This is a genomic window from Streptosporangium sp. G12 (assembly GCF_052983175.1).
On sequence record NZ_JBRIQO010000021.1, the window covers coordinates 136,145 to 153,982 of the forward strand.

Annotated in this window: 44 protein-coding genes; 3 read left to right on the plus strand and 41 right to left on the minus strand. The window is 66.3% G+C overall.

Annotated features, from left to right (window positions below; genetic code table 11):
- Positions 1 to 15: 15 nt before the first annotated feature.
- The 10 genes from ACVCAG_RS29930 to ACVCAG_RS29975 form a co-directional block, all read right to left on the minus strand.
- Positions 16 to 312 (minus strand): hypothetical protein, encoded by a 297-nt coding sequence (locus ACVCAG_RS29930; RefSeq protein ID WP_447190768.1) that lies wholly within the window; start codon positions 310 to 312, stop codon positions 16 to 18.
- Positions 309 to 695 carry a DUF6221 family protein gene (locus ACVCAG_RS29935; protein ID WP_447190769.1) on the minus strand — a complete coding sequence of 129 codons (387 nt, stop codon included), beginning with the start codon at positions 693 to 695 and terminating at the stop codon, positions 309 to 311. The genes ACVCAG_RS29930 and ACVCAG_RS29935 overlap by 4 nt, the downstream gene beginning before the upstream one ends.
- Positions 696 to 726: 31 nt before the next feature.
- On the minus strand, positions 727 to 861 hold the full coding sequence (locus ACVCAG_RS29940; protein WP_447190770.1) for a hypothetical protein: 135 nt from the start codon (positions 859 to 861) through the stop codon (positions 727 to 729).
- A 179-nt stretch (positions 862 to 1,040) separates the two neighbouring features.
- Positions 1,041 to 1,880, minus strand: coding sequence for a BRO family protein (locus tag ACVCAG_RS29945; RefSeq protein ID WP_447190771.1), 840 nt, complete (start codon positions 1,878 to 1,880; stop codon positions 1,041 to 1,043).
- Positions 1,881 to 2,139: 259 nt separating this feature from the next.
- The gene (locus tag ACVCAG_RS29950; RefSeq protein ID WP_447190772.1) at positions 2,140 to 2,298 is read right to left on the minus strand and encodes a hypothetical protein; all 159 of its coding nucleotides are present in this window, start codon (positions 2,296 to 2,298) and stop codon (positions 2,140 to 2,142) included.
- Positions 2,299 to 2,402: 104 nt separating this feature from the next.
- Entirely contained in the window at positions 2,403 to 2,957 is a 555-nt protein-coding gene (locus ACVCAG_RS29955) for a DUF6221 family protein (RefSeq protein WP_447190773.1), read from the minus strand.
- Entirely contained in the window at positions 2,954 to 3,244 is a 291-nt protein-coding gene (locus ACVCAG_RS29960; protein ID WP_447190774.1) for a hypothetical protein, read from the minus strand. The genes ACVCAG_RS29955 and ACVCAG_RS29960 overlap by 4 nt, the downstream gene beginning before the upstream one ends.
- Positions 3,241 to 3,657, minus strand: coding sequence for a hypothetical protein (locus ACVCAG_RS29965; protein WP_447190775.1), 417 nt, complete (start codon positions 3,655 to 3,657; stop codon positions 3,241 to 3,243). Before ACVCAG_RS29965 ends, ACVCAG_RS29960 begins: the two co-directional genes overlap by 4 nt.
- Positions 3,657 to 4,109, minus strand: coding sequence for a hypothetical protein (locus ACVCAG_RS29970; RefSeq protein ID WP_447190776.1), 453 nt, complete (start codon positions 4,107 to 4,109; stop codon positions 3,657 to 3,659). Before ACVCAG_RS29970 ends, ACVCAG_RS29965 begins: the two co-directional genes overlap by 1 nt.
- Before the next feature lie 286 nt (positions 4,110 to 4,395).
- Complete coding sequence (locus tag ACVCAG_RS29975; RefSeq protein ID WP_447190777.1) at positions 4,396 to 4,644, minus strand: hypothetical protein; 249 nt, start codon at positions 4,642 to 4,644, stop codon at positions 4,396 to 4,398.
- 216 nt (positions 4,645 to 4,860) lie between these two features.
- Between ACVCAG_RS29975 and ACVCAG_RS29980 the strand changes: the two genes are divergently transcribed.
- Positions 4,861 to 5,832 (plus strand): hypothetical protein, encoded by a 972-nt coding sequence (locus tag ACVCAG_RS29980; protein WP_447190778.1) that lies wholly within the window; start codon positions 4,861 to 4,863, stop codon positions 5,830 to 5,832.
- Between the two features lie 4 nt (positions 5,833 to 5,836).
- Here ACVCAG_RS29980 and ACVCAG_RS29985 read toward each other — a convergent pair whose 3' ends face one another.
- Positions 5,837 to 6,676, minus strand: a complete 840-nt coding sequence (locus tag ACVCAG_RS29985) for a hypothetical protein (protein WP_447190779.1) — start codon at positions 6,674 to 6,676, stop codon at positions 5,837 to 5,839.
- Positions 6,677 to 6,688: 12 nt separating this feature from the next.
- Between ACVCAG_RS29985 and ACVCAG_RS29990 the strand changes: the two genes are divergently transcribed.
- Positions 6,689 to 6,931, plus strand: a complete 243-nt coding sequence (locus tag ACVCAG_RS29990) for a hypothetical protein (protein ID WP_447190780.1) — start codon at positions 6,689 to 6,691, stop codon at positions 6,929 to 6,931.
- 61 nt (positions 6,932 to 6,992) lie between these two features.
- Here ACVCAG_RS29990 and ACVCAG_RS29995 read toward each other — a convergent pair whose 3' ends face one another.
- The 18 genes from ACVCAG_RS29995 to ACVCAG_RS30080 form a co-directional block, all read right to left on the minus strand.
- Entirely contained in the window at positions 6,993 to 7,412 is a 420-nt protein-coding gene (locus ACVCAG_RS29995) for a phosphatase domain-containing protein (protein WP_447190781.1), read from the minus strand.
- The gene (locus ACVCAG_RS30000; protein WP_447190782.1) at positions 7,409 to 7,807 is read right to left on the minus strand and encodes a hypothetical protein; all 399 of its coding nucleotides are present in this window, start codon (positions 7,805 to 7,807) and stop codon (positions 7,409 to 7,411) included. Before ACVCAG_RS30000 ends, ACVCAG_RS29995 begins: the two co-directional genes overlap by 4 nt.
- Before the next feature lie 49 nt (positions 7,808 to 7,856).
- A complete protein-coding gene (locus ACVCAG_RS30005) occupies positions 7,857 to 8,069 on the minus strand; it encodes a hypothetical protein (RefSeq protein WP_447190783.1) in 213 nt (70 codons plus the stop codon).
- Entirely contained in the window at positions 8,066 to 8,251 is a 186-nt protein-coding gene (locus tag ACVCAG_RS30010; protein WP_447190784.1) for a hypothetical protein, read from the minus strand. The genes ACVCAG_RS30005 and ACVCAG_RS30010 overlap by 4 nt, the downstream gene beginning before the upstream one ends.
- Positions 8,248 to 8,493, minus strand: a complete 246-nt coding sequence (locus ACVCAG_RS30015) for a hypothetical protein (RefSeq protein WP_447190785.1) — start codon at positions 8,491 to 8,493, stop codon at positions 8,248 to 8,250. The genes ACVCAG_RS30010 and ACVCAG_RS30015 overlap by 4 nt, the downstream gene beginning before the upstream one ends.
- On the minus strand, positions 8,490 to 8,705 hold the full coding sequence (locus tag ACVCAG_RS30020; protein WP_447190786.1) for a DUF2283 domain-containing protein: 216 nt from the start codon (positions 8,703 to 8,705) through the stop codon (positions 8,490 to 8,492). The genes ACVCAG_RS30015 and ACVCAG_RS30020 overlap by 4 nt, the downstream gene beginning before the upstream one ends.
- The gene (locus ACVCAG_RS30025; protein WP_447190787.1) at positions 8,702 to 9,244 is read right to left on the minus strand and encodes a hypothetical protein; all 543 of its coding nucleotides are present in this window, start codon (positions 9,242 to 9,244) and stop codon (positions 8,702 to 8,704) included. The genes ACVCAG_RS30020 and ACVCAG_RS30025 overlap by 4 nt, the downstream gene beginning before the upstream one ends.
- Complete coding sequence (locus ACVCAG_RS30030; protein WP_447190788.1) at positions 9,231 to 9,506, minus strand: hypothetical protein; 276 nt, start codon at positions 9,504 to 9,506, stop codon at positions 9,231 to 9,233. Before ACVCAG_RS30030 ends, ACVCAG_RS30025 begins: the two co-directional genes overlap by 14 nt.
- Positions 9,507 to 9,571: 65 nt before the next feature.
- On the minus strand, positions 9,572 to 10,042 hold the full coding sequence (locus ACVCAG_RS30035) for a beta barrel domain-containing protein (RefSeq protein WP_447190789.1): 471 nt from the start codon (positions 10,040 to 10,042) through the stop codon (positions 9,572 to 9,574).
- A 3-nt stretch (positions 10,043 to 10,045) separates the two neighbouring features.
- The gene (locus ACVCAG_RS30040) at positions 10,046 to 10,171 is read right to left on the minus strand and encodes a hypothetical protein (RefSeq protein WP_447190790.1); all 126 of its coding nucleotides are present in this window, start codon (positions 10,169 to 10,171) and stop codon (positions 10,046 to 10,048) included.
- Between the two features lie 4 nt (positions 10,172 to 10,175).
- A complete protein-coding gene (locus ACVCAG_RS30045) occupies positions 10,176 to 10,340 on the minus strand; it encodes a hypothetical protein (RefSeq protein ID WP_447190791.1) in 165 nt (54 codons plus the stop codon).
- Between the two features lie 3 nt (positions 10,341 to 10,343).
- Positions 10,344 to 10,619: a hypothetical protein gene (locus ACVCAG_RS30050; protein WP_447190792.1), complete on the minus strand. Its 276-nt coding sequence runs from the start codon at positions 10,617 to 10,619 to the stop codon at positions 10,344 to 10,346.
- A 4-nt stretch (positions 10,620 to 10,623) separates the two neighbouring features.
- On the minus strand, positions 10,624 to 11,076 hold the full coding sequence (locus ACVCAG_RS30055; protein ID WP_447190793.1) for a DUF6283 family protein: 453 nt from the start codon (positions 11,074 to 11,076) through the stop codon (positions 10,624 to 10,626).
- A gap of 214 nt (positions 11,077 to 11,290) precedes the next feature.
- The gene (locus tag ACVCAG_RS30060; RefSeq protein WP_447190794.1) at positions 11,291 to 11,491 is read right to left on the minus strand and encodes a DUF7167 family protein; all 201 of its coding nucleotides are present in this window, start codon (positions 11,489 to 11,491) and stop codon (positions 11,291 to 11,293) included.
- Positions 11,492 to 11,589: 98 nt separating this feature from the next.
- On the minus strand, positions 11,590 to 11,805 hold the full coding sequence (locus ACVCAG_RS30065; protein WP_447190795.1) for a hypothetical protein: 216 nt from the start codon (positions 11,803 to 11,805) through the stop codon (positions 11,590 to 11,592).
- A 74-nt stretch (positions 11,806 to 11,879) separates the two neighbouring features.
- Positions 11,880 to 12,098, minus strand: a complete 219-nt coding sequence (locus tag ACVCAG_RS30070; protein WP_447190796.1) for a hypothetical protein — start codon at positions 12,096 to 12,098, stop codon at positions 11,880 to 11,882.
- A gap of 358 nt (positions 12,099 to 12,456) precedes the next feature.
- Positions 12,457 to 12,708 (minus strand): hypothetical protein, encoded by a 252-nt coding sequence (locus ACVCAG_RS30075; RefSeq protein ID WP_447190797.1) that lies wholly within the window; start codon positions 12,706 to 12,708, stop codon positions 12,457 to 12,459.
- Positions 12,709 to 12,787: 79 nt separating this feature from the next.
- On the minus strand, positions 12,788 to 13,168 hold the full coding sequence (locus ACVCAG_RS30080) for a hypothetical protein (RefSeq protein WP_447190798.1): 381 nt from the start codon (positions 13,166 to 13,168) through the stop codon (positions 12,788 to 12,790).
- 95 nt (positions 13,169 to 13,263) lie between these two features.
- Here ACVCAG_RS30080 and ACVCAG_RS30085 point away from each other — a divergent pair, with 95 nt between their 5' ends.
- Positions 13,264 to 13,545 (plus strand): hypothetical protein, encoded by a 282-nt coding sequence (locus ACVCAG_RS30085; protein WP_447190799.1) that lies wholly within the window; start codon positions 13,264 to 13,266, stop codon positions 13,543 to 13,545.
- Positions 13,546 to 13,549: 4 nt separating this feature from the next.
- Here the strand turns inward: ACVCAG_RS30085 and ACVCAG_RS30090 are convergent, their stop codons facing one another.
- The 12 genes from ACVCAG_RS30090 to ACVCAG_RS30145 form a co-directional block, all read right to left on the minus strand.
- The gene (locus tag ACVCAG_RS30090; RefSeq protein ID WP_447190800.1) at positions 13,550 to 13,861 is read right to left on the minus strand and encodes a DUF6011 domain-containing protein; all 312 of its coding nucleotides are present in this window, start codon (positions 13,859 to 13,861) and stop codon (positions 13,550 to 13,552) included.
- On the minus strand, positions 13,777 to 14,088 hold the full coding sequence (locus ACVCAG_RS30095; protein WP_447190877.1) for a hypothetical protein: 312 nt from the start codon (positions 14,086 to 14,088) through the stop codon (positions 13,777 to 13,779). The genes ACVCAG_RS30090 and ACVCAG_RS30095 overlap by 85 nt, the downstream gene beginning before the upstream one ends.
- The gene (locus ACVCAG_RS30100) at positions 14,081 to 14,506 is read right to left on the minus strand and encodes a hypothetical protein (protein ID WP_447190801.1); all 426 of its coding nucleotides are present in this window, start codon (positions 14,504 to 14,506) and stop codon (positions 14,081 to 14,083) included. The genes ACVCAG_RS30095 and ACVCAG_RS30100 overlap by 8 nt, the downstream gene beginning before the upstream one ends.
- A complete protein-coding gene (locus tag ACVCAG_RS30105) occupies positions 14,496 to 14,807 on the minus strand; it encodes a hypothetical protein (RefSeq protein ID WP_447190802.1) in 312 nt (103 codons plus the stop codon). The genes ACVCAG_RS30100 and ACVCAG_RS30105 overlap by 11 nt, the downstream gene beginning before the upstream one ends.
- Positions 14,800 to 15,006 (minus strand): hypothetical protein, encoded by a 207-nt coding sequence (locus ACVCAG_RS30110; RefSeq protein ID WP_447190803.1) that lies wholly within the window; start codon positions 15,004 to 15,006, stop codon positions 14,800 to 14,802. Before ACVCAG_RS30110 ends, ACVCAG_RS30105 begins: the two co-directional genes overlap by 8 nt.
- Entirely contained in the window at positions 15,006 to 15,380 is a 375-nt protein-coding gene (locus ACVCAG_RS30115) for a hypothetical protein (protein ID WP_447190804.1), read from the minus strand. Before ACVCAG_RS30115 ends, ACVCAG_RS30110 begins: the two co-directional genes overlap by 1 nt.
- 55 nt (positions 15,381 to 15,435) lie before the next feature.
- A complete protein-coding gene (locus tag ACVCAG_RS30120; RefSeq protein ID WP_447190805.1) occupies positions 15,436 to 15,660 on the minus strand; it encodes a hypothetical protein in 225 nt (74 codons plus the stop codon).
- Between the two features lie 79 nt (positions 15,661 to 15,739).
- Positions 15,740 to 16,099 carry a hypothetical protein gene (locus tag ACVCAG_RS30125; RefSeq protein WP_447190806.1) on the minus strand — a complete coding sequence of 120 codons (360 nt, stop codon included), beginning with the start codon at positions 16,097 to 16,099 and terminating at the stop codon, positions 15,740 to 15,742.
- A 32-nt stretch (positions 16,100 to 16,131) separates the two neighbouring features.
- The gene (locus ACVCAG_RS30130) at positions 16,132 to 16,680 is read right to left on the minus strand and encodes a hypothetical protein (protein WP_447190807.1); all 549 of its coding nucleotides are present in this window, start codon (positions 16,678 to 16,680) and stop codon (positions 16,132 to 16,134) included.
- 148 nt (positions 16,681 to 16,828) lie between these two features.
- The gene (locus ACVCAG_RS30135; protein WP_447190808.1) at positions 16,829 to 17,152 is read right to left on the minus strand and encodes a DNA translocase FtsK; all 324 of its coding nucleotides are present in this window, start codon (positions 17,150 to 17,152) and stop codon (positions 16,829 to 16,831) included.
- Complete coding sequence (locus ACVCAG_RS30140; protein WP_447190809.1) at positions 17,149 to 17,367, minus strand: hypothetical protein; 219 nt, start codon at positions 17,365 to 17,367, stop codon at positions 17,149 to 17,151. Before ACVCAG_RS30140 ends, ACVCAG_RS30135 begins: the two co-directional genes overlap by 4 nt.
- Positions 17,364 to 17,837, minus strand: a complete 474-nt coding sequence (locus tag ACVCAG_RS30145) for a J domain-containing protein (protein ID WP_447190810.1) — start codon at positions 17,835 to 17,837, stop codon at positions 17,364 to 17,366. The genes ACVCAG_RS30140 and ACVCAG_RS30145 overlap by 4 nt, the downstream gene beginning before the upstream one ends.
- Position 17,838: the final 1 nt, after the last annotated feature.

Consider the following 17,838-nt stretch of genomic DNA (forward strand, 5'->3'; position numbering starts at 1 on the left):
AGGTGAGACCGACAATCAGGCCGGAGGCAGAGGCGGGAGCGACGACACGAGCATGGTCTCCTCGACCGTCACCAGTTCGTCTCCGGCGTCGTTCGCGATGCGCTTGCCGTTCTCGGTGAGGGCGTACCTCGTTACGCGGGCGAACGGGCAGTCCACCACGAACACCTCGACACGGCGGGTATCGTTCGGCGCCATGCCCTCGGCGAGCATCCATGCGAGGAGCTCGCCATGCCACGGCAGCTCGTACAGCCCGCGATCACTCAAGGTTTGGGCGTCGAGATCGAAGTACGGGTCAGGCAAGGTCGCGGTCACGTCGTCACCGTACCGACAGCAGAGACGTAGTCCTCGTACACCCACCGTGAAGCCACGAGAGCGGCATAGGCGGGGTGGTCGGAGAACCGAGCGATGCGGATCGGGAAGATGTGCTGCTCGTACTCGTCGCGCGCTACGTCGAGGGCTTCGTTGCCAGGGACCTGACCGCCCACACGAACGCAGTAGTCGTAGCGCTCCAGGAGCTTGTGATCAGCCTCGACGTCGCGAAGCATCCGCTCTGGGTCGAACCGCTGGTGGTACGGCGGCCCATCGTCGTCGCAGAAGTCGACGTGCCAGCAGGCGTCTTCTCCGGCGCGGGCGATCTGCTCGTCTTCGCGGAGACGGGCTCGGAAGAACTCAACGATCGCGGTCTCACGGTTCACGGGGCGTGCTCCCTGGGGGACGGGAAGGAGGTCAGGCGTGCGGGTCGATGTCGAGGTTCGTGATGATCAGGCCGAGTTCCTTGGCCTTCTCCTCGATCTGCAGAGCGGCAGCGGTTCCCTGCTCCAGGTCGCGGAACCTGCTCTCGAACGTGATCGCGATACGCATGGTCACTCCATCAGGGGGTCGGGGGCGGTGCCGGGCGGGAGGCGAACCCAGCGAAGGCCGCAGAGATCAGGAAAGTGGCCGAATGAAAGACTTTGCTGTCCCGCCTTGCCGCCCGCCCGGAACTTGCTCGGCCCGGCAGCCGAAGGTGAGCACAACAGCCGGGCCGAAGATCATGTGGGCTACACGTCGATCAGCCCGTGGTTGCGAAGCTCCTCAACGATCTCCAACTGACCTTCAGGGAGGATCCACGCGACGTCCACGAACCCGCCCGTGGGGATCTTCGTGGGGACGACCTTGAAGCAGTGTCCCCAGTCAGCCGTAGGCAGGTTGCGGGGCTTCTTCGTTCGGGGGTGAACATCACGACGCATGATGCCGAGATCCCGAAGGTGCCCGTTCAACTGCTGGGCGGAGCGGAGACCGATGCGCTTCGCGAAGTCCGTGGTCTCAACGGCATTGTCAGGGTCGAGCCAGTCGTTGTAGACGGCGACCTTCTCCGCGCCCGCTTCGATCTCCTTCTGCTGCCCGGCGATCAGGGCGTCCTTGGCCTCGATCTCCCGCTGCTGCTTGGCTGCCAACTCTAGAGCGTCAGCGAAGGACGTGGGCACGGCGCGCTGGGCGGGCACCAGTTGCCGGAACGCCGGGATGACGACCTTGACGACCCAGCGGCGGAACACCCTCGGGCCATCACCTCGACCAGCGAGACCGATCGTGGCGAAGCCGTCCTCGTTGACGAACCACGCCTCGGCGTTCCCGGTGCCCGGTGTCGGGAACCTTACGGCGGTTTGACCTGCGGAAAGAGTCCGCATGTCGATCTTGCGCTTGTCTTCCTCTTCCACGAGGTGGATCGCAGAGCGCGTGTTGGTGTGCCCAGTGCCCTTGCAGATGTCTGCGAAGTGCAGCCACGGGACGCCGTCGATCTTCACCCAGCGTAGGGACTGCCCCGTCTCCGGGTAGTGGACCACGCCATAGTCGCCCGCGAAGTTGGCGGATGCCCCACCGAAGAGGTTAAGTTCTGACACGTCGGTCTCCTGGTTGAGTCAGGTTGATCGGCAGCCCGGCAGTCGGTCCTAAGTCGACTGTCGGGCATTCTCATTTGAGGGGCCGAATACCACTAAATTCTACCAGCCCATACCGTTACGGACTGAGCGGAAAGCGCTTGCTGTGCCGCAGGTGGTGGGCGATTTGTACAGCGAAACGGATGAGCGGCAAACAGATCGCTAGGTCAGTGAGTGACCTAGCCTCCGCGACCTCATCAGGGGTAATCGCTCCCCACCCGGTTTAGGTTAGAAGTGTCCGTTTCGGTTCGGCGCGGGCTTCGTCTCGCTGCCTCACCACGACCAGCACGACGTACAGCCACGCCACGTCGATCAGCCGGAGAAGCGGAACAGGCCAGCCCGGTACGAAGTTGAGCAGCGCCGCCACGAACCAGACCGGCACCGCCAGCCGGAGGAGAGCAGCGGTGTCACTGGCGGGCGGGTCAGCGATTACTCGCCAAGAGCGGCGGGGGTGGGCGAGGATCCGCCAGATACGACGGAGGACGCTCACTCGGCCACCCACTCAGGGTTGAAGCCAGGGCGGTGGCGGTAGCCGTACGCCTTGGCCCGGATCAGCCGATCCACCAGGGCGTCCCGGCCGCAGTCACACGGCTCACCAACGCGATTGTCGTGGTAGCAACTCAGTTCGCCATGCTCGTCACGGGCCTGCGAGCACGAGAACCACTCGTCATCGTGGACACGCTGGTGCGGGATCGCCTCGATCACGTCCAGCTCGACCAGTTCAGCCTCACACCGGGCGATCGTGTCCCTGGGGTCGTGGATGGCGATGTGCTTGAGGTCGGCGTCCAGCCCTTCAGAGGTCGAGCAGCAGCAGCCGCAGGACGCGCTGACGATCGCTTCCGCTTCCGGGCAGACCGGCTCGACAGCGTCCCCGTCTCCGGCGACCTGCCATTCGCCGCTGTACTCGACGGGCTTCTTGTCCCACCGGTACCCGTTCTCGTCCTTCACTGAGACCTTGATGAGGCGAGGCGCTCCAGCCGCTTCGGCTGCTGCTTTGTCGCCCTCGATCGTGGAGCGGAGCCACGAGATCAACTCGCTCACTCGACGTCTCCGCTCGCGACGATGGTTAGTCCGTGCTCTTTGAGGTCGAACAGGATGCCGTCCGCGAGGGCTTGGGCGTGTCCCTCGGCGAGGAAGTCGGCTTTTCGGAGGGAGGCGGTGAGGACCTGCCGGGCGGTGAGCCGCTCGGGCGGGCACCTGTCGGCGAGGGCGTAGCTGAATACTCGCGCCACCTCGGCGGGGTCGGCGCCTTCGGGGAAGGAGGAGATGTGGACGACCGGTGCGAGGTCTCCGGGTTGGGAGCCCCGGTGACGGCGGAACCACCTCACGGCTTCTGCTCCCTCAGGGAAGGCAGACTCTTCGCGAACGCCGCCTTCACCTCGTCTGTGCCGCCGAACATCGCGTGCAACAGCAGCAGGCTCACCGCGATACGTGCCGGTGTGTGCTTGCTGTCGAACAGGTCGCGAGGCACGTCGTAGCTCGCGACAAGGAAGTCAGCGAGGGCGACGAGGTCGCGTTCCGCGTCGCTGTCCTCGGCGGTCACGGCGTGCCGGTCTACGACCTCAACGGTCTCTGGGGTGACCAGGACCGCTTCGGCTCCGCATCCCTGCTTGAAGTGGTTCCACCGGTCGAACTCTTTCTCGGTGGTGGGCGCGTCGTACTGGTCCACGATGAGCGCGAACGGCTGCGTGGAGACCTCACCAACGACGGCTCTGGGCAGAGGAAGGATCTGGATCCGCATCAGGCGTCCACCTCGCCGGGCGTCCACTCCGCCTTGTTCGGGTCCCACACCATGCCGAGCGCCTTGCAGTTCAACCACTCCGCGCGGAGTTCCCCGTACACCTTGCGGACTCGCTCTATGTCCCAGCCCCCGACGGTGAGACTTTCTGAATCCCACCTGTGCTCTACATGCCTGGGGCGGCCGTCGTAGTCGCGGCGCCCCGAGTGCTCGTGTCGCGGGTTCATGAGGGTGAAAGTGCGACCGGTGTGGATCGTCTGCTGATGCTCGCCGTCTGGCTCATTGGAAAACCAGCGGATCGTGTGCCACAGCCGGGTTTCCACCGGGCCTTCCTCGACCTCGAACTCTTCGACGTCGTCGGACAGTTCGTAGGCTTCGGCGTCCTCGCGGCGGGCGAAGACGCGCACCACCTCGAAGTCGGAGTATGCGCCGTAAGTAGCTAGGTAGACCTTCATGGTTGTTCTCCAGGGGGTTGGAGTGGAGGTTGTGTGGTCCGGCTCTTCCGGCGACCCCCCGCACAGGAGAGCCGGGCCACGGTGTGCGGCGAACAGCGTTGTCGGGGGACTCTGCGTTCGGCGTCGCACAGCACACCCACCCCAGAGGGAGGGTGCGCGACTGGTGGGGGTTGGCCGGCCGTCTCGCGCACGACCGACCAACCCCAGGGGCTCAACACGGCACGGGGAGCACCATGGAGCCCGGCCCCACCCGCCAGGAGGGGCATCTCGGAATGTCTAAGGGAATCTAGGCTGCGGCGCCGGCGCGGATCGCAGAGCGGATCTCGTCGCGCTCTTCCGGGGTGGCCGGCACCGGCTCGCCGAGATGGAGCTGCCGGGCAATGGTGGCGATATCGCGCCAGTCGTACCAGGCGGTCTTACCGCGCTTGAGGAGCTTGCGGGCGTGGTAGCGAGACGCCCACACGCGAACGGTGGACTCCGGCTTACGTAGCCGGGCCGCGGCGTCAGCGATGGTGATGCGCTCGGGTCTGTCCATGTGGACCACCCCCGAACATGCAAAAAGCCCCCGGCACCTGAGGTGTCCGAGGGCTGGCAATTCCACGATCACTCCGATTTATAACAGGTCGCGACGTGGATGCCAAGTTGTCCACGTACTGCTACCCGCCACGTGTCTTGCCGTCACCAGCGCTGCGGCCCGACAATCGTTCTCCGCGGTGCACGTCACACCCCCACACGGCGAACGGCAGGGCTTATGGCTGAGACGAACTGGGAAGTGGTCAATAACGGACTGGACTTCCTAGAGAGCGCCGTCGACCACCTCGCGGAAGGCGATGCCCGCGCACTTCGCTACGCAGCCCTCCACCTCGGCGCCAGCGTCGAGATCCTCCTGAAGGCTCGGCTTGCCCGAGAGCACTGGGCATTGGTGACCAGCGATGCCAACAAGGCCACCCGAAGTGGCTTCGAAACTGGGGTCTTTACGAGCGTTGGTACAGAGCAAGCTATGACCCGCTTGGAGAACATCGCTAACGTCACCTTCCCCCGTGACGCCCGGGATCGGTTCGCGAAACTCGGGCAGATCCGCAACCGGGTGGCCCACTTCACCCACCTCGACTCCGATCCCCTCGCAACCCAGACCGTAGTTGCCGCAGCGATGGACGCGCTGATCCGCTTCATCGAGAAGGAACTCGTCCCCGGGGCTCCCAACGATGAGAAACGGGCCATTGACGCCACGCTTGAGACGGTGATGTCGCAGGTTCGAGAAATCGACGTATTGGTGCGCGAGCGGATGAACTCCCTCAAAGAGGAGCTCGCGGCGGCGGATTTCCCGGTCGTCAAATGTCCGGAATGCCTCCAAGACGCGTACGTGTTCGGGGACGGAGAGAACGGCGCTTGCCTGTTCTGCCGGTACGCACCCGCAGGTGAAACAGCAGCTGGGGACTACGGGTGGAGCGTCCTCAACTACAACGAGTACCGGGCAGTCAAGGAAGGTGGGGAAAGAATCATTACCCACTGCCTCAGCTGCGGCGCAGAAGCCATGGTCGAAGGCATCGTGACCGTTGGGGCCGTTGAAGCTCACCACGGGTGCTTCGCCTGCGGCTTCTACGCCACCCAAGACCGCCTCGACCGTTGCTGGCGGTGTGGAGAGTGGACAAGCGCCTCCGGAGAATCCGGCGAAGGAGTCGTGTGCTCGAATTGCATGGATCGATGGATGAACGAAGATTAGGCTTTCACGCCCGCCGGGACAGCAGATCATCCTTGGCCGATGCCGTGACCGTACGGCGGCGGGCGCCGGACTTCTTCACGACCGCGGACTGCTCGTCCGTCAGCTCCTTGTACGTGCCGGCGTTGTAGTCCTGCCCGCACTGGCGGCACTTGGCGCCGGCGAACTGGCCGTCTTCGAGGATCTCGTACAGCTCGCAGAACCCGCAGTAGCAGGGGATGCCCTGCAGGTGGCGGGCGGCTTTCGAGGTTTCGGTGAGGAACGCTCGGCACCGCCACGCGAGGTCCAGCACGTCGAGGCCGGCGTCTGCTCCGCCGAGGTCGACGAGTTCCCCATCGCGCATCATCGGCTCTGCTTCCAGGGCGAGGAGCGCGTCCAGGTGGGCGGCGAGGATCGTGTATGCCTGGCTGAGGATGACTCCGTCGCGGCGCCGGCGTGAAGTGGTGGTGTCGAGCTCCGTCAGGCGGGCGATGCGGCGGACTCGCTCTTCCCATGAGACGAGGATCGCCAGGACCAGGCGGATCAGCTCGTCGGCGCGCAGGGACACGGGGGTTGGGGCGCTCTTCGAGACGGACACGACCGGGCCGTTTGCGGCCTGCTGAGAGCCACCAAGCTCCATGTGGACACGCACAAACAGTATGGGGATGTCGTTGAGGTCTCTGGCGATGACGCCGCGGTCTGAGTCGCAGAACGCCCGCGGCGTGAGGGCAGGAAGGCGAGCCGTTTTCCCGTTGGCGGTCTCAATGCGCGGGTCTGAGCATCGGCTGGCGCGGGCGCATTCCCGCAAGCCGTCGTCGCGCCAGTGGCCGTCATCGGCGTTCGGGTCAGAGTGAATCCACGCGGGCATGATGGCCTCCCCTTGGTCGTACTCTTGGGAAAGGCTCTGGTGATGGTGGGGCTGACGAGGTGGGGCGGGCGGCTCTCCGTGTGGCGCGGGGGGCCGTTGCCGTGTCTAGCGCTCGGCGCGGTTCAGTTCTTCCCGGCCGCGCGCAGCGAGCCATTCGCCGACGTCAACGAGTTCGTCACCGCCGAGTTCGACGCCTACAGCCAGCAGGTACGACTTCCCTGGGCGTGGGCCACGGTGCAGCGTGATGCCGGGTAAGCGCGGGTGAGTGAGGACCAGTTCCGGGGACATGATTGATCATTGTCTCAGGGCGTCCCGGTCAGAAGTTTCCTTCGGCGACTTGAAGGACGGTCAGACCTAGTGAACGCCACATTTTAACCACGCCTGCTCTGTCGTCGATGACTCCGGCGACGGCTTGGTGGGCGAAGTGCTTCTGGTAGATGTCGCGTTTGACCTTCACGTCGGGCCGGTTGTCGTGGTCAGCGCGCAGCCACAAGCCCTCGGCGTCGTCGAGGTGGCCGACGTTCGCGGCCAGCCACATCTCCGTTTGGCGGCGGCACTGCTCTTTGCGCCCGGACACGTACGCGATCGGGTGGCCGGCGACGATGAGGGCTTGGACGATCGTCACGATGGGCGGGTTTGGGACGTCCTCCCCTACCCGGTGCCAGTCGTACGGGCCCCGGTCTCCTCGGATGGCGAGGGTGCCGTCGATGTCGACGATCCACAGTGCCTTGCTCAACGACCTTCCCCCATTATCCGCTGGAGAACGCTCGCAACGTGCTGGCGCCCGCTGTACTCAACGAATCCTTCATAGCCGACGTCGACCTGTATGCCGATGGTCGTTTCCCTGCGGTGGCGTGGAGCGAGATCGTAGACGCCCATCCATTGCGGATCTTCCTCTTGGACGTCCACGTTCAGTTCGGTCTGCATCGGGTTGGGGATTTCCAGCATCATGACCTGGTCGCCTTGTTCGATGATGACCGTGATGCGGGTCAATTCCCGCTCTGCGGGCGGGGTGCGGCGAGGCGTCGCGGGTGGCTCTTGCTCGGGTGGGCTCCACGTCATGGCGTCGCCCATCGACAGGTCCCATGCGAGAGCGCCGTCTATCGCGTCAAGGACATGCTCGGTGCTCAACGGTCCTCCTGGGGGTTGGGCTGCCAGCCTGCCACCTCGCGGGCGGCGGTCAGGGCATCTCGTCGAGGAGGTCGAGGATCTTCCCGCGCCACTTCTGGTGGGCACGCTGTGAGGCGATCTGCATGTCGACCGGTGAGGCCACGACGGGCTCCACCGAGATGACGCCCTTCACCATGCGGAGAGCCGACAGGATCGCTTCCGCGTCGTCCTCCCGAACGTCCTCAGCCAGGGTCACGATGTAGCCGGCGTGGCGATCGGTCACGGCGTCTCCCTCGCTGCCTTCGCGGCGATGTCGGCCACGTCTTCCACGGTCAGGCGGATGGTCGCCATGCCGGGCGGACCGGAAGCGAGACCGCTCTCCGCTCCAAGGACGCTCACGCCAGCGCTGTCCAGGTCTCGGAGCGCGGCATAGAGCCGTTCGGCGATGCGGTGTTCCAGAGTCATGAGGTCTCCTCGGGGGTGGTCGTTGCTTCACCGTAGAACGCATCCATCTGGAGATCCACGTAAGCGAGATCGGGGTGGGCGGCGATGAGGTCAGTGGCGTCGCTTCGCTGCACGACCTGTACGAGGTTCTGTACGGCGGCGCCGACGGTCAGCATGGTGGCGGCCAAGTCCAGTTGCGCCGCCCGCGCTCGGTAACTGTGAGCCTGCATTCGCAGCATCCACACCCGCAAGTTGACGCTCACAGGCTCTCCTCGGTGGCGTTGACGGTTCCGGGCAGGGCTCCCACGATCTCGATGCCGAGGAGGCGCCCATCCTCGTCGAGGTCAGCTTGCACGACAGCGTGCACCTCCACCGTTTGGGCGACGCCTCCCGGCGGCATCGGGGCGAGAGCCACGTACGCGGCGCCCACCTCCGGGTCGTAGGCGAACGTCGCGGGAACCTCGATCGGGCTCAACGGTGGTTCCTCCTGCGGCTATACAGCTTCTCGGGAGCGTCGGTGTTCGGCAGCCTACGAGCGGAGCCGATGGAGCGTCGTGCGCCCTCTGAAAGGCTCACAGCGAGGACGTCCTCCGGTGATGGAAGCACCGGGGCGTACAGGATCGGCGGTGCAGGCGGGTCTCCGAGAGCGACGCCGTCTGGCTCGGGCAGCTCGGCGACGGAAACCGTCTTCGCCAGCAGCTTCGGGTAGTCGAGGAGGTACGCCTGCTCAATCCTCGCCCGCATCTCGCTCTGGAAGTCCGGTTCAGGAGGCACAGATAGGTGCGTCGACTCATCGAAGAGGACTCCCATGCTCTCCACCCAGCCGAACCTCAAGCTGTCGAGAGCGCGGCTGACTTGCTCGAAGTACTCAACGAATATCGTCATATCGAGCCTGAGCTCAACCCGCAGTTCAGGCTTGGGCTCGTCTGGCGCCCACCGCATGGCGTCGGGGCCGACGTCGTAGTCCTCAAGGCAGGCGTCGATCGCGGCGAGGACGCCGTCAGGGTTGGACATGGCTCTCCTCTGGAGCGTCGAAGTCGGCGAGTCCACAGTTGCACGGCTGGGCCACCCAGAAGGAGCAGTCTCGGCGGTGGGAGGTGTACTCCCGGAGACGGCTCAGAGCGTTCATGCGTGCCGAGGGAACGATGACCATGCCGTGCTCGGCGAGAGCGGCGACGTTCTGTTCAGCGTGGCGCCGGCACACCTCACACGGGTCCTTACGTCCGTAGCGGAGGCCGCTGCAGCGGGACCAGGCGATGACCTCAGCGGGCGTCAAACGTGCTCTCCTTCAGGTAGGCGGTGCGGGCGGTGTCTGCCCGTAGGAGGCGGGCCGACAACGGGTCAGGGCTCGGCGGGCGGATCGGGGACGACCGCCCACTCCGGGACAGGGCGGGACACCACTACAGCGTCCACGGGAAGGTTCTGGCGGGGCTGCCACGCTCGTGTGTCCCTCACCATGCGGCGAGCCTCACTCAGCCCAGAATCGCCTGTACCAGTGAAGTCGTACTTGACGACCTGCTTCTCAATGCCGTCGGTGTTGGTCCAGGCGGTGAAGCGGCAGGCGTACTCGATCCGCTCAGGTTCGCTGGTGAGAGCTTCGACCTGTTCCAACGTCATGATCCACTGATGCCCGTAGGCGTCGTTGATTCGGCCGGTGCCCAGGAGAAACTGGCCGGTTCGCCCCCGGTAGGAGACTGTGGCGTACCGGCGGCCGACCTTGATGACCTTGCCAGGCCAGCCGCCTTCCGGCTGGCCCATCTCAGCGCCGTCGACGTCGAACACGCGGACTTCCTGGCCAACGTGGTAGGCCATGGGTCAGTTCTCCTCGTCGTCGTAGGGCTCCACCCGGAGGTCCTCGCTCCAGCCCGGGTTCTCCGGGCAGTCGTTGTCGTGGTCCTCGGGCTCAGCGTCATCAGGGGCGTAGCAGGTGCAGTCGTCCATCAGGTCAGTCCTCCTCTTCGTCTTCGTAGGCGTCGAGCTCAGCGCCGCACTCCCGGCACTCGGGATCTCCAGGACCCGCAGTGTGGTCCCACTCCCAGCCGCAACCGGCTTCCTCGGGAAGGGTCTCGCTGGGAAGGTCTGGGCGGTCGTCGATCTGGTTCGGCTCCATCGGTCAGGTCTCCTCGGTGTCGGTGGGGAGCAGGAAGGACAGCTTGCGCGTCATCTCCAACGCAGCAGCGAATGAGGCAACCTCGCCGGCGTACTGGACCAAGCGGCGGCTGTCTCCGGCGAGCGTCCCTGTGTCGGTGCCCTCGTCGAGATCAGCGGTAAGCGCTGCAGCGCGCTTCTGGACCTCGGCCAAGGCCAGGCGGAGCTGCTTGGCGGCATTGTCGTGGTGCTGGCGATAGCCACGCGTCAGCAGGTCGTCGGAGAAGCGGGGGTCGGACATCAGGTCAGTCCTCCTCGGGGTGAGGCAGGTACTCCATCGGGCGGTCCCCGCGGCACGGCCTCAGAGCCGGGTCGTCCGGGTCCACACCGTTCGCGGTCGCCATGTCCCGGTAGTCGTCGTACAGGTCAACCGTCGAGTGCACGCCGGAGAAGTCGGTTCGGCTTATCCGGATCGCGAGGTTGTCGGAGGCGCCGCGCAGGAGGAAGCCGGCGCAGGTCTTCGGCCGATCTGAGCCTGAGGTGTGGCAGCCGAACTTCGACGTCGCGAGGTCGTAGGCGGTCTGCGCGGAGTGGCGGAACACCTCGGGCGGGAATGCACCGGTTGGGGCGTCTCGGCGCCACGGGCAGGTCGGGCACGGATGTGTCTGGTGGCTGCCGTTCTTGTACTCGATGGAGGTGACGCCCCACACGCCGTCGCCTCCGTCGTGGACGTTCACGACCTTGGGCTTGCTCGTCATCGGGTCAGGTCTCCTCGGGGTCGGTCAGGGGCGGGCGGTCAGGACGGTGACGAGCGCCACCACGACCAGTCCGGCGGCGAAAGCGTGGGCGAACTGGCGGGGCGTCAGGGGGAAGAACACGGCGGGCTCCGATCGGGTCAGGTGAGGGGTGGTGTTGGTGCCCTTCCCGCGCCACGAACGCGAGCCCGCCCGAAGCGGGAGAAGGGCTGAAGCGCTACTCAACGACCTTCCAACTGCCGTCGATGTACTCCCAGATCCACTCCTCCCACTCCTTTTGGCCCCGCTCCTGCCGCTCCTCGTCGGTCATGGCTTCCCACTCGGACACGGGGATGCCGGTCTCGATCTCGCCGTCCTGATCGGCGTTGCTGATGCCGATGCCCAGGCTGACCTTGAGCTTGATCGTCTCTTCGCCCATCTCGGTTCTCCTTGCTGATCGGGGGTGGTGGTCTGGTTGCTCTCTCTTGCGTCTGAGGCTGTCCGACCAGAGATGCCGGAAGAGAGAGCCGAGGAAGGTCAGTTCTCGGGGATGGGCCAGCTCTCGACCTCAGCGGCGACGGCGAGAATCACGTCGCTGATCGCGAGGGGGAAGGACAGGCCATGCCGGGCGATGAAGTCGCGCTGAGCGAGAACGTTGGCAACCTTCAGACCGCCGATCTCTCTGAGGCGGGCAGCGACCTTCTGGCGCTCGTCGTGGCGGACTGCCTGGATAGCGAACTGCGTGGGGTCCATGTCGGTTCTCCTCTGGGGGTAGGGCGGGTCAGGTGGTGGGGAGGCCCGGGGTTGTCCTCCGGGCCAGAGGTCGTCTACTCGCCGCGCACCCGGGCGACGGTGGCCAGGTAATCCGGGTGGGTGTCGTGCATGGTCTGCAGCGCGGCGTAAGCGCGGGCCTGGTCGACGGTGCCGGGGTAGGTGAGGCGCCGGAGGGCCTTGCCGGTCTCCGGGTCGCAGACGTGGACGCGCTGCAGGCCGAAGTCGTCCTGGGTCTCCTCGTCGGGGACAGGGCGGGCGGTGGTGGTGGTCACGGGGCTCTCCGGTTCGTTCAGGCGGGCGGGGCAGGAGCGGTCTGTCGAGGTTTACTCCGACCACTCGCGAGAAGCGTTGACGTCGCGGTGGGGGCCGTTGTGGCCAGCCGGGAGGCTGCACGAGAGGTCCCAAGTCCCGGCCAAGCCGATGCGGAACCACGAGGCGGGGCACGTTCCCGAGATCGCTGGCGGCGTCTCAGCGGCGGTGATGTCCAAGGCGGTTCTCCAGTTCGTTCAAGCGGGCGGGGCGGTCGGTCTGGTCGGGTGGTCGGCGAGCCTCTCCATGTAGTGGAGCTGCTTGCGGATCGTCCGTTCAGGGGGTGCGGAGGGGCTCCCGTGGGAGCCCCGATCGCGACGGTCAGGCGGCGGTAAGGAGGGCGATCGCGTCATGGAGCAGCTCGACGGCGGTCTCGGTGTCGCCCTCGGCGACGTGGGCGGCGGCGCTGCGGGCGAGGCGGTTGGACTCCTCAAGGCGGGCGGCGCGGGCGGCCTCGGCGAGGTCGGCGGCCTTCGCATCTTCGGCCTTCGCGTCGGCGACCATTTCCTCGACCAGGGGGTTGGCGCGGGCGGCGGCGATGATGTCGGTGAGGAGGGTGCGGGGGGCGGTCATGTCGTTCTCCCTGTTCGTGCGGGGGCGGGTCGGTCAGGCGGAGTGGAGGGGACTCCTCATGGGAGCCCCCTCCGTCCCGTCAGAGCGAGGCGTGGTTGGCGATCAGCCATCCGTCGCAGATGCCGCCGATCGTGGTCTCGGGGCACTCCTTGGCGATGCGGGCGACCAGGCGGCACAGCTGGTACGGGGTGTAGGTGGCGATCCGGTTCTCAGAGGCGGCGTTCATGCGACCGGAGACCATGCACTTACGCAGGGCGTAGGCGACGGTGTGGATCCGAGTGGTGAGGTTGGACTTGTCGCTGCGGGCCAGGGCTGCAAGGACGTGGTCGTAGCGGCGGCCTTCGCTGATCGCGATGCCGTACTCGTCGGTGAGGGAGAACTTGCGGGTGCGGGTACCGATCTTGATGGCCTTGGCGATCTCACGGGCGGTCATGTTCTCGGCGGTGATCGTGGCGGTCATGTCGTTCTCCCTGCAGCTTCGGCGGTTTGTTCCGATACTCAGTATCATAGCCTCATGAACTTGAGTCTCGCAACTCTGTTTCGTATCCTCTTCTCATGAGTAGCCTCGACGACCTCAACCAAGCCGACAACGAATGGACAGCAGCCGAAGAAGCCGCCGCCAAGCACAAGGCCGCGCTCTTCGCCGCCTGCGCTGCCGCTGTACGGGACGGCCACACCCCCGACGAGATCGCCGCCCTCCTCAAAGCACGAAAGACCCCGGAGCAGATAGAGGCTGGCTTCACCTTCAGCGCGGCGTACATCCGCAGGAAGGTCCGCGAGATCGGCGTCCCAGCTCTCCCCCATGGGCCAAAGCCCCGCAAGCAAACCGCCGAGTAGCCCGTCACGTCTCCTCCTTCAGGAGGTTGCCCTGCCCTTCGACGTCTCCGCCGGCCCGCACCCCGCCCAACCTCACCCGAGGAGACGACACGGGCAGGAGGCCGAGTTTCGTGGCGCAGTCCTCGCCCCACCCCAGGGCGATCCACCGCGGGTCGTACAGGGGGCGGCGGCATTCCCGGCACCGGCCCCGGACAGGAACGTCCGGGGCTTCCTCATCGGAGGGGAACAGCGTCACCGGGACTCCGGCGGCAGGTCGAGGGCAGTAAGAAGATCCTGAGCGCGCCCGTGCGGGCAGCGAGGCTCGGTGTCCATCCATCCGTGGGCTTGGCAGTAGCCATGGTGATCGAACCAGCACGAGTCCTCGTCTGTGAGATCTCGGACCAGTTCCCGCAAAGACTCCAGTTCCTCGTCTCGGACGGCCAGGATGCGGTCTACGGCGGCGAAGACGCTTCCGCCGTAGTGGGCGCTCTCTTTGATCTCGTGAGGCTCGTAGAAGTCGCTGAGGACCGCGGAGGCGTACCGGCGGCGGAGGTCGTCAGGCATTGGACTTCTCCTCGGTGTCAGGGGCGGCGACGATCGCGGCGACCTGGGGACCGCCTCCGTTGTTGACGACCTTCCACAGGATGGGGAGACCTTCAGGGGTGGCGGTTTCGGTCCAACCGGGAGACGTCTCCGAGGGGCGTTCGGGGGTGTGCTGGGAGTTGCACGTCATCGGCGTGTGGCGCTTCCCTAGTCCGGGGTCGCAGTGCCAGCAGCGAGGCTGCCCGCAGGAGTGGCAGATGCCGATCGGCTCGCCACAGCTGCACACGAAGGCGACAGTCAGGCCGTGCCCGCCGAGGGCCATGACGACCTTCGCGGAAGCGCGTTCCGGATTCAGGCGGATGTCGCCGTACGGCTCTGTCCGGTACGGGCTCAGCGCTTCGATGCCGATCTCGTAGGCGCGCTGCTGCTCAGGTGTCACGGCTAGTCTCCTTCGGGAAGGCTTCACGGGCGAGGTCAGCGGCGGTGTCGTAGCACCAGCAGTCGAGGGCGATGGCGTCGCCGCGTGCTTCGAGTACGAGGGCGATGTGCTCGGCGAGGAACGGCGCCGCAGCCTCCAGCGCGGCGCGGGCGGCGGCTTCCGCTTCCATTCCAGACAGCATGATCGGCTGCCCCTCCGAGGCGTGTGCGAGCGCACGGGGCCCGGGATGGATGCGGACGTGGTCGCGGATCGCGGACTCGGCGGCGCGCAGGGCTTCCGGTGGGAGGGAAGGCTCAGCCATGTGCTCTCCTCAGGCGTCGTCGGGGGCAGACCAGGACGGTTCCGTCCTGGAAGCGGACCGCGACGTTGACCGGCGCGTAGTCGCTGATGCGGGGCAGGGGAAAGCGCTGGGGTGGGCGGTTCGTTCGTCGCTGGTTCGGGCTCACGACGACCGTCACGGGTTCGCCGGCGAGGAGGTAGCGGCGAGGCTCAGCGAGCATTAGGGAGCCTCCTCGCGGCGCATGATGGTCAGGCCGTGCTCGGCGAGAGCCTTGAGGAGCTCAGCGGCTAAGCCTTCACGGGGCGCATCCTTCTCCTGGTGGGCGAGCTCTTCGGCGATGTCGCGGAGCTCTTCAGAGAGGAGCTCGTCAACGCGCTCGTCGGCCACGGAGATCACGGCGTGGGCTGCTGTGTTCACCTTGGAGATGCGGTCGCCGGTGACGTGGCTGTAGACCTCGCTGGCCGAGCCCATGAAGGCGTGGTAGTCAGCGAGCTCCCGCATGAGTTGGTCACGGTTGAGGGTGCCGTCGGGGTGCTCGACGAGGTCCTTCCAGAACTTGTCGTAGGTGATCACGTAGTCGGGCTGCTCGGCCATGTCGGTCCTTTCGGTGCCCCGCCCAGACACGCAGGGGCGAGGCAGGAGGGGGAAGTCAGGAGTCGCTGTCAGGAGACAGTTCGGCGGACGGGTCGAGCAGCGACTCGCCCAGCAGGAAGACGTCGTCCGCGTAGTTGAGAGCGACTCTCCATGCGACCGGGTCACTGTCGCCGTCGGACTGGTCGAGCCAGCGCTCGTCGTCGTGGTCGCTGAGGCGTGAGGTGGTTTCGTCGTCGCGCTCGTAGACGGTGTAGATGCCGTTGGCGCGGGTGACGATCACGGTTTTGTCATCGGGTTCGTCAATGAGTTCTGCGAGGTGGATCGAGGAGGCCATTAGGGTCCTTTCGTTGATCTTGTGGTCAGGCGGAAATCGCGCGGATGCGCTCAGGCTCGACGCGCTCGGTGTCATCCACCGCGCCGAGGCCGGTGAGGATCTCCACGAGCCCGGCGAGCGTGGTCGGCTTCGCCTCGCTGATCGCCTTGAAAAACTCTGGGATCTGCTCGAACGCGGCAAACGAGTCGTTGAAGATGCGCAGGCGGATCGAAGGTCGCTGCGGGCCGAGGTCGGCCTCTTCGGCGATGAACTCCCAGGCGCAACCTCCGCCTCGGGAACTGGCCACGATGCTCAGTCGCGGGACGTCGATCACTCCGGGGACCTTCGCGTACCACGCCTCATGGGAGATGACGTAGGTCAGGTAGCAGTCGTTGGGGAGGTCCATCAGGGGTTTCCTTTCGGGAAGTCAGGGGCGGGTCAGCGGCGGGCGTTTCGCACGTAGGCGTCGACGCTCTGACCGCCCAACCAGCCGGGCTCCACGCCGAGCAGTTCCGAGACGGGCGCGGGGTCTACGGCGGGCGCCGGCGCGGGCAGGTCGAGGCCATCGAGGAGCCCGTCCACATTCGCGGACATCTTGGTGAGCACGCGGATCCCCTCAGCGGGTCCGCGGCGGTGCGCTGTCTGGATGGCGGTGCGGATCATCTCTGCGGCGGCGTCGGTGTTGCGGGCGCACTGGGCGGCGTCGCGAAGGGCGCAGTCCCGATCGGCCTCGGCGCGGAGGGCGCGGGCCTGCCAGTCCACGGAAGCAGCCCGTTCTGCCCGCTGTGCCTGCTCTCCCTTGCGGGCGAGCTTTCGGCGGATCTCCAGCCGATGCCGTCGAGCCATCGCTTCGGCTTTGCCCTTGGACGGGTCCTCGCCCACCTCGTGCAGGCCGTGGCCGCAGATCGGGTTGAAGCAGGAGACGTCCCAGATGCTGGTCGTTTCGACCTGGACGACGATCACGTTGAGGTCGTCGGTGCTGGTCATTGGCGTATTTTCCGTTCTGGAGTACGAATAATGGATCTTGATTCGTCAATCAGTTCCAGATCATGAGCCCAAAGAAGCGCTCAGATCCGCTCAGAAGCGTTGAGTTGTGGAGCCCTAAGCCCGTGTCCCGCGAGCCCTACACGCGCCTCTACGGCGTTGCTGGGGGCTCTCCCGCAGCCATTGAGGCAGACGGGGCCAGAGCGGCGAGACCCAGCTTCTCCAGATGCGCGGGCAAGCCCTCAGGTGTCACCAGGAGCCGACGCCCGGGCGGCCCCTCGTGAGGGGCGACGATCCCGCACTGCTCCAGCAGGTCCAGCAGCCGCGCAGCCTTCACGAACCCGACCCGGACCCGCCGCTGAATGTTCGAGGCCGACACCGACCGGCAGGAGACGACCAGCCCGGCCGCTTCGACCAGCAGCCGTCGATCGTGGCCGATCTCGGTGAGCAGCGTCTCGGTGTTCGAGGTGGTCATGCTTTCTCCTCAGCTTCGTGATCTTGGGGGTGGCCAGGACGAGACAGCACAGGCTCCACGCCGAGCACCCCATCCACATCCGCGCCCAGAACCTCCTCGATGCCGCGGAACACCACCTCGGCCAGAGCAGACGGGGACGCCGGCGGTTTCGGAGGGGTCGGGCGCAGACGCTCGGCTTCGAGGGAGGCGAGGCGGTCCCGGAGTTCGTCGTTCATCGGGTCCTTCCTGTGAGCACGTCGTACGCGTGCGTGATGCGCTTGAACCGCTCGGCCGCGGCCGGATCCGGAGTCACGTCCGGGTGGAGCTGGCGGGCCAGACGCCGGTACGCCTTCTTGATTTCCGCCGGCGTCGCGGTGAGCGGAACGCCGAGCACGGTGTGAAAGTCGGACGCTGACGTCGTGCGGCGCGGCGGCCTGGGCGGAGGCTTCGGCGCGGGCTTGCACGTCGCGGCGTGCGGAACCATCAGCCGCTCCCACCGCAGAAGCGGCTGCTCCACCGAGACGCGACGCGACCGCAGCACGCCGTGGGAGTCCCGCAGCACCGCCGTGTTCGCAGTCGCCGCCTCCGGCCCGGCGGGGTCTACCGGGTTCGGATCGACCAGGAACGTCTTGCCTGCTGCGCTGGTCGTCGCCCGCACCTCGGCGTGGCACCGCTTGCACGCCCGAAGATCCGCCTTGCTCAGCATG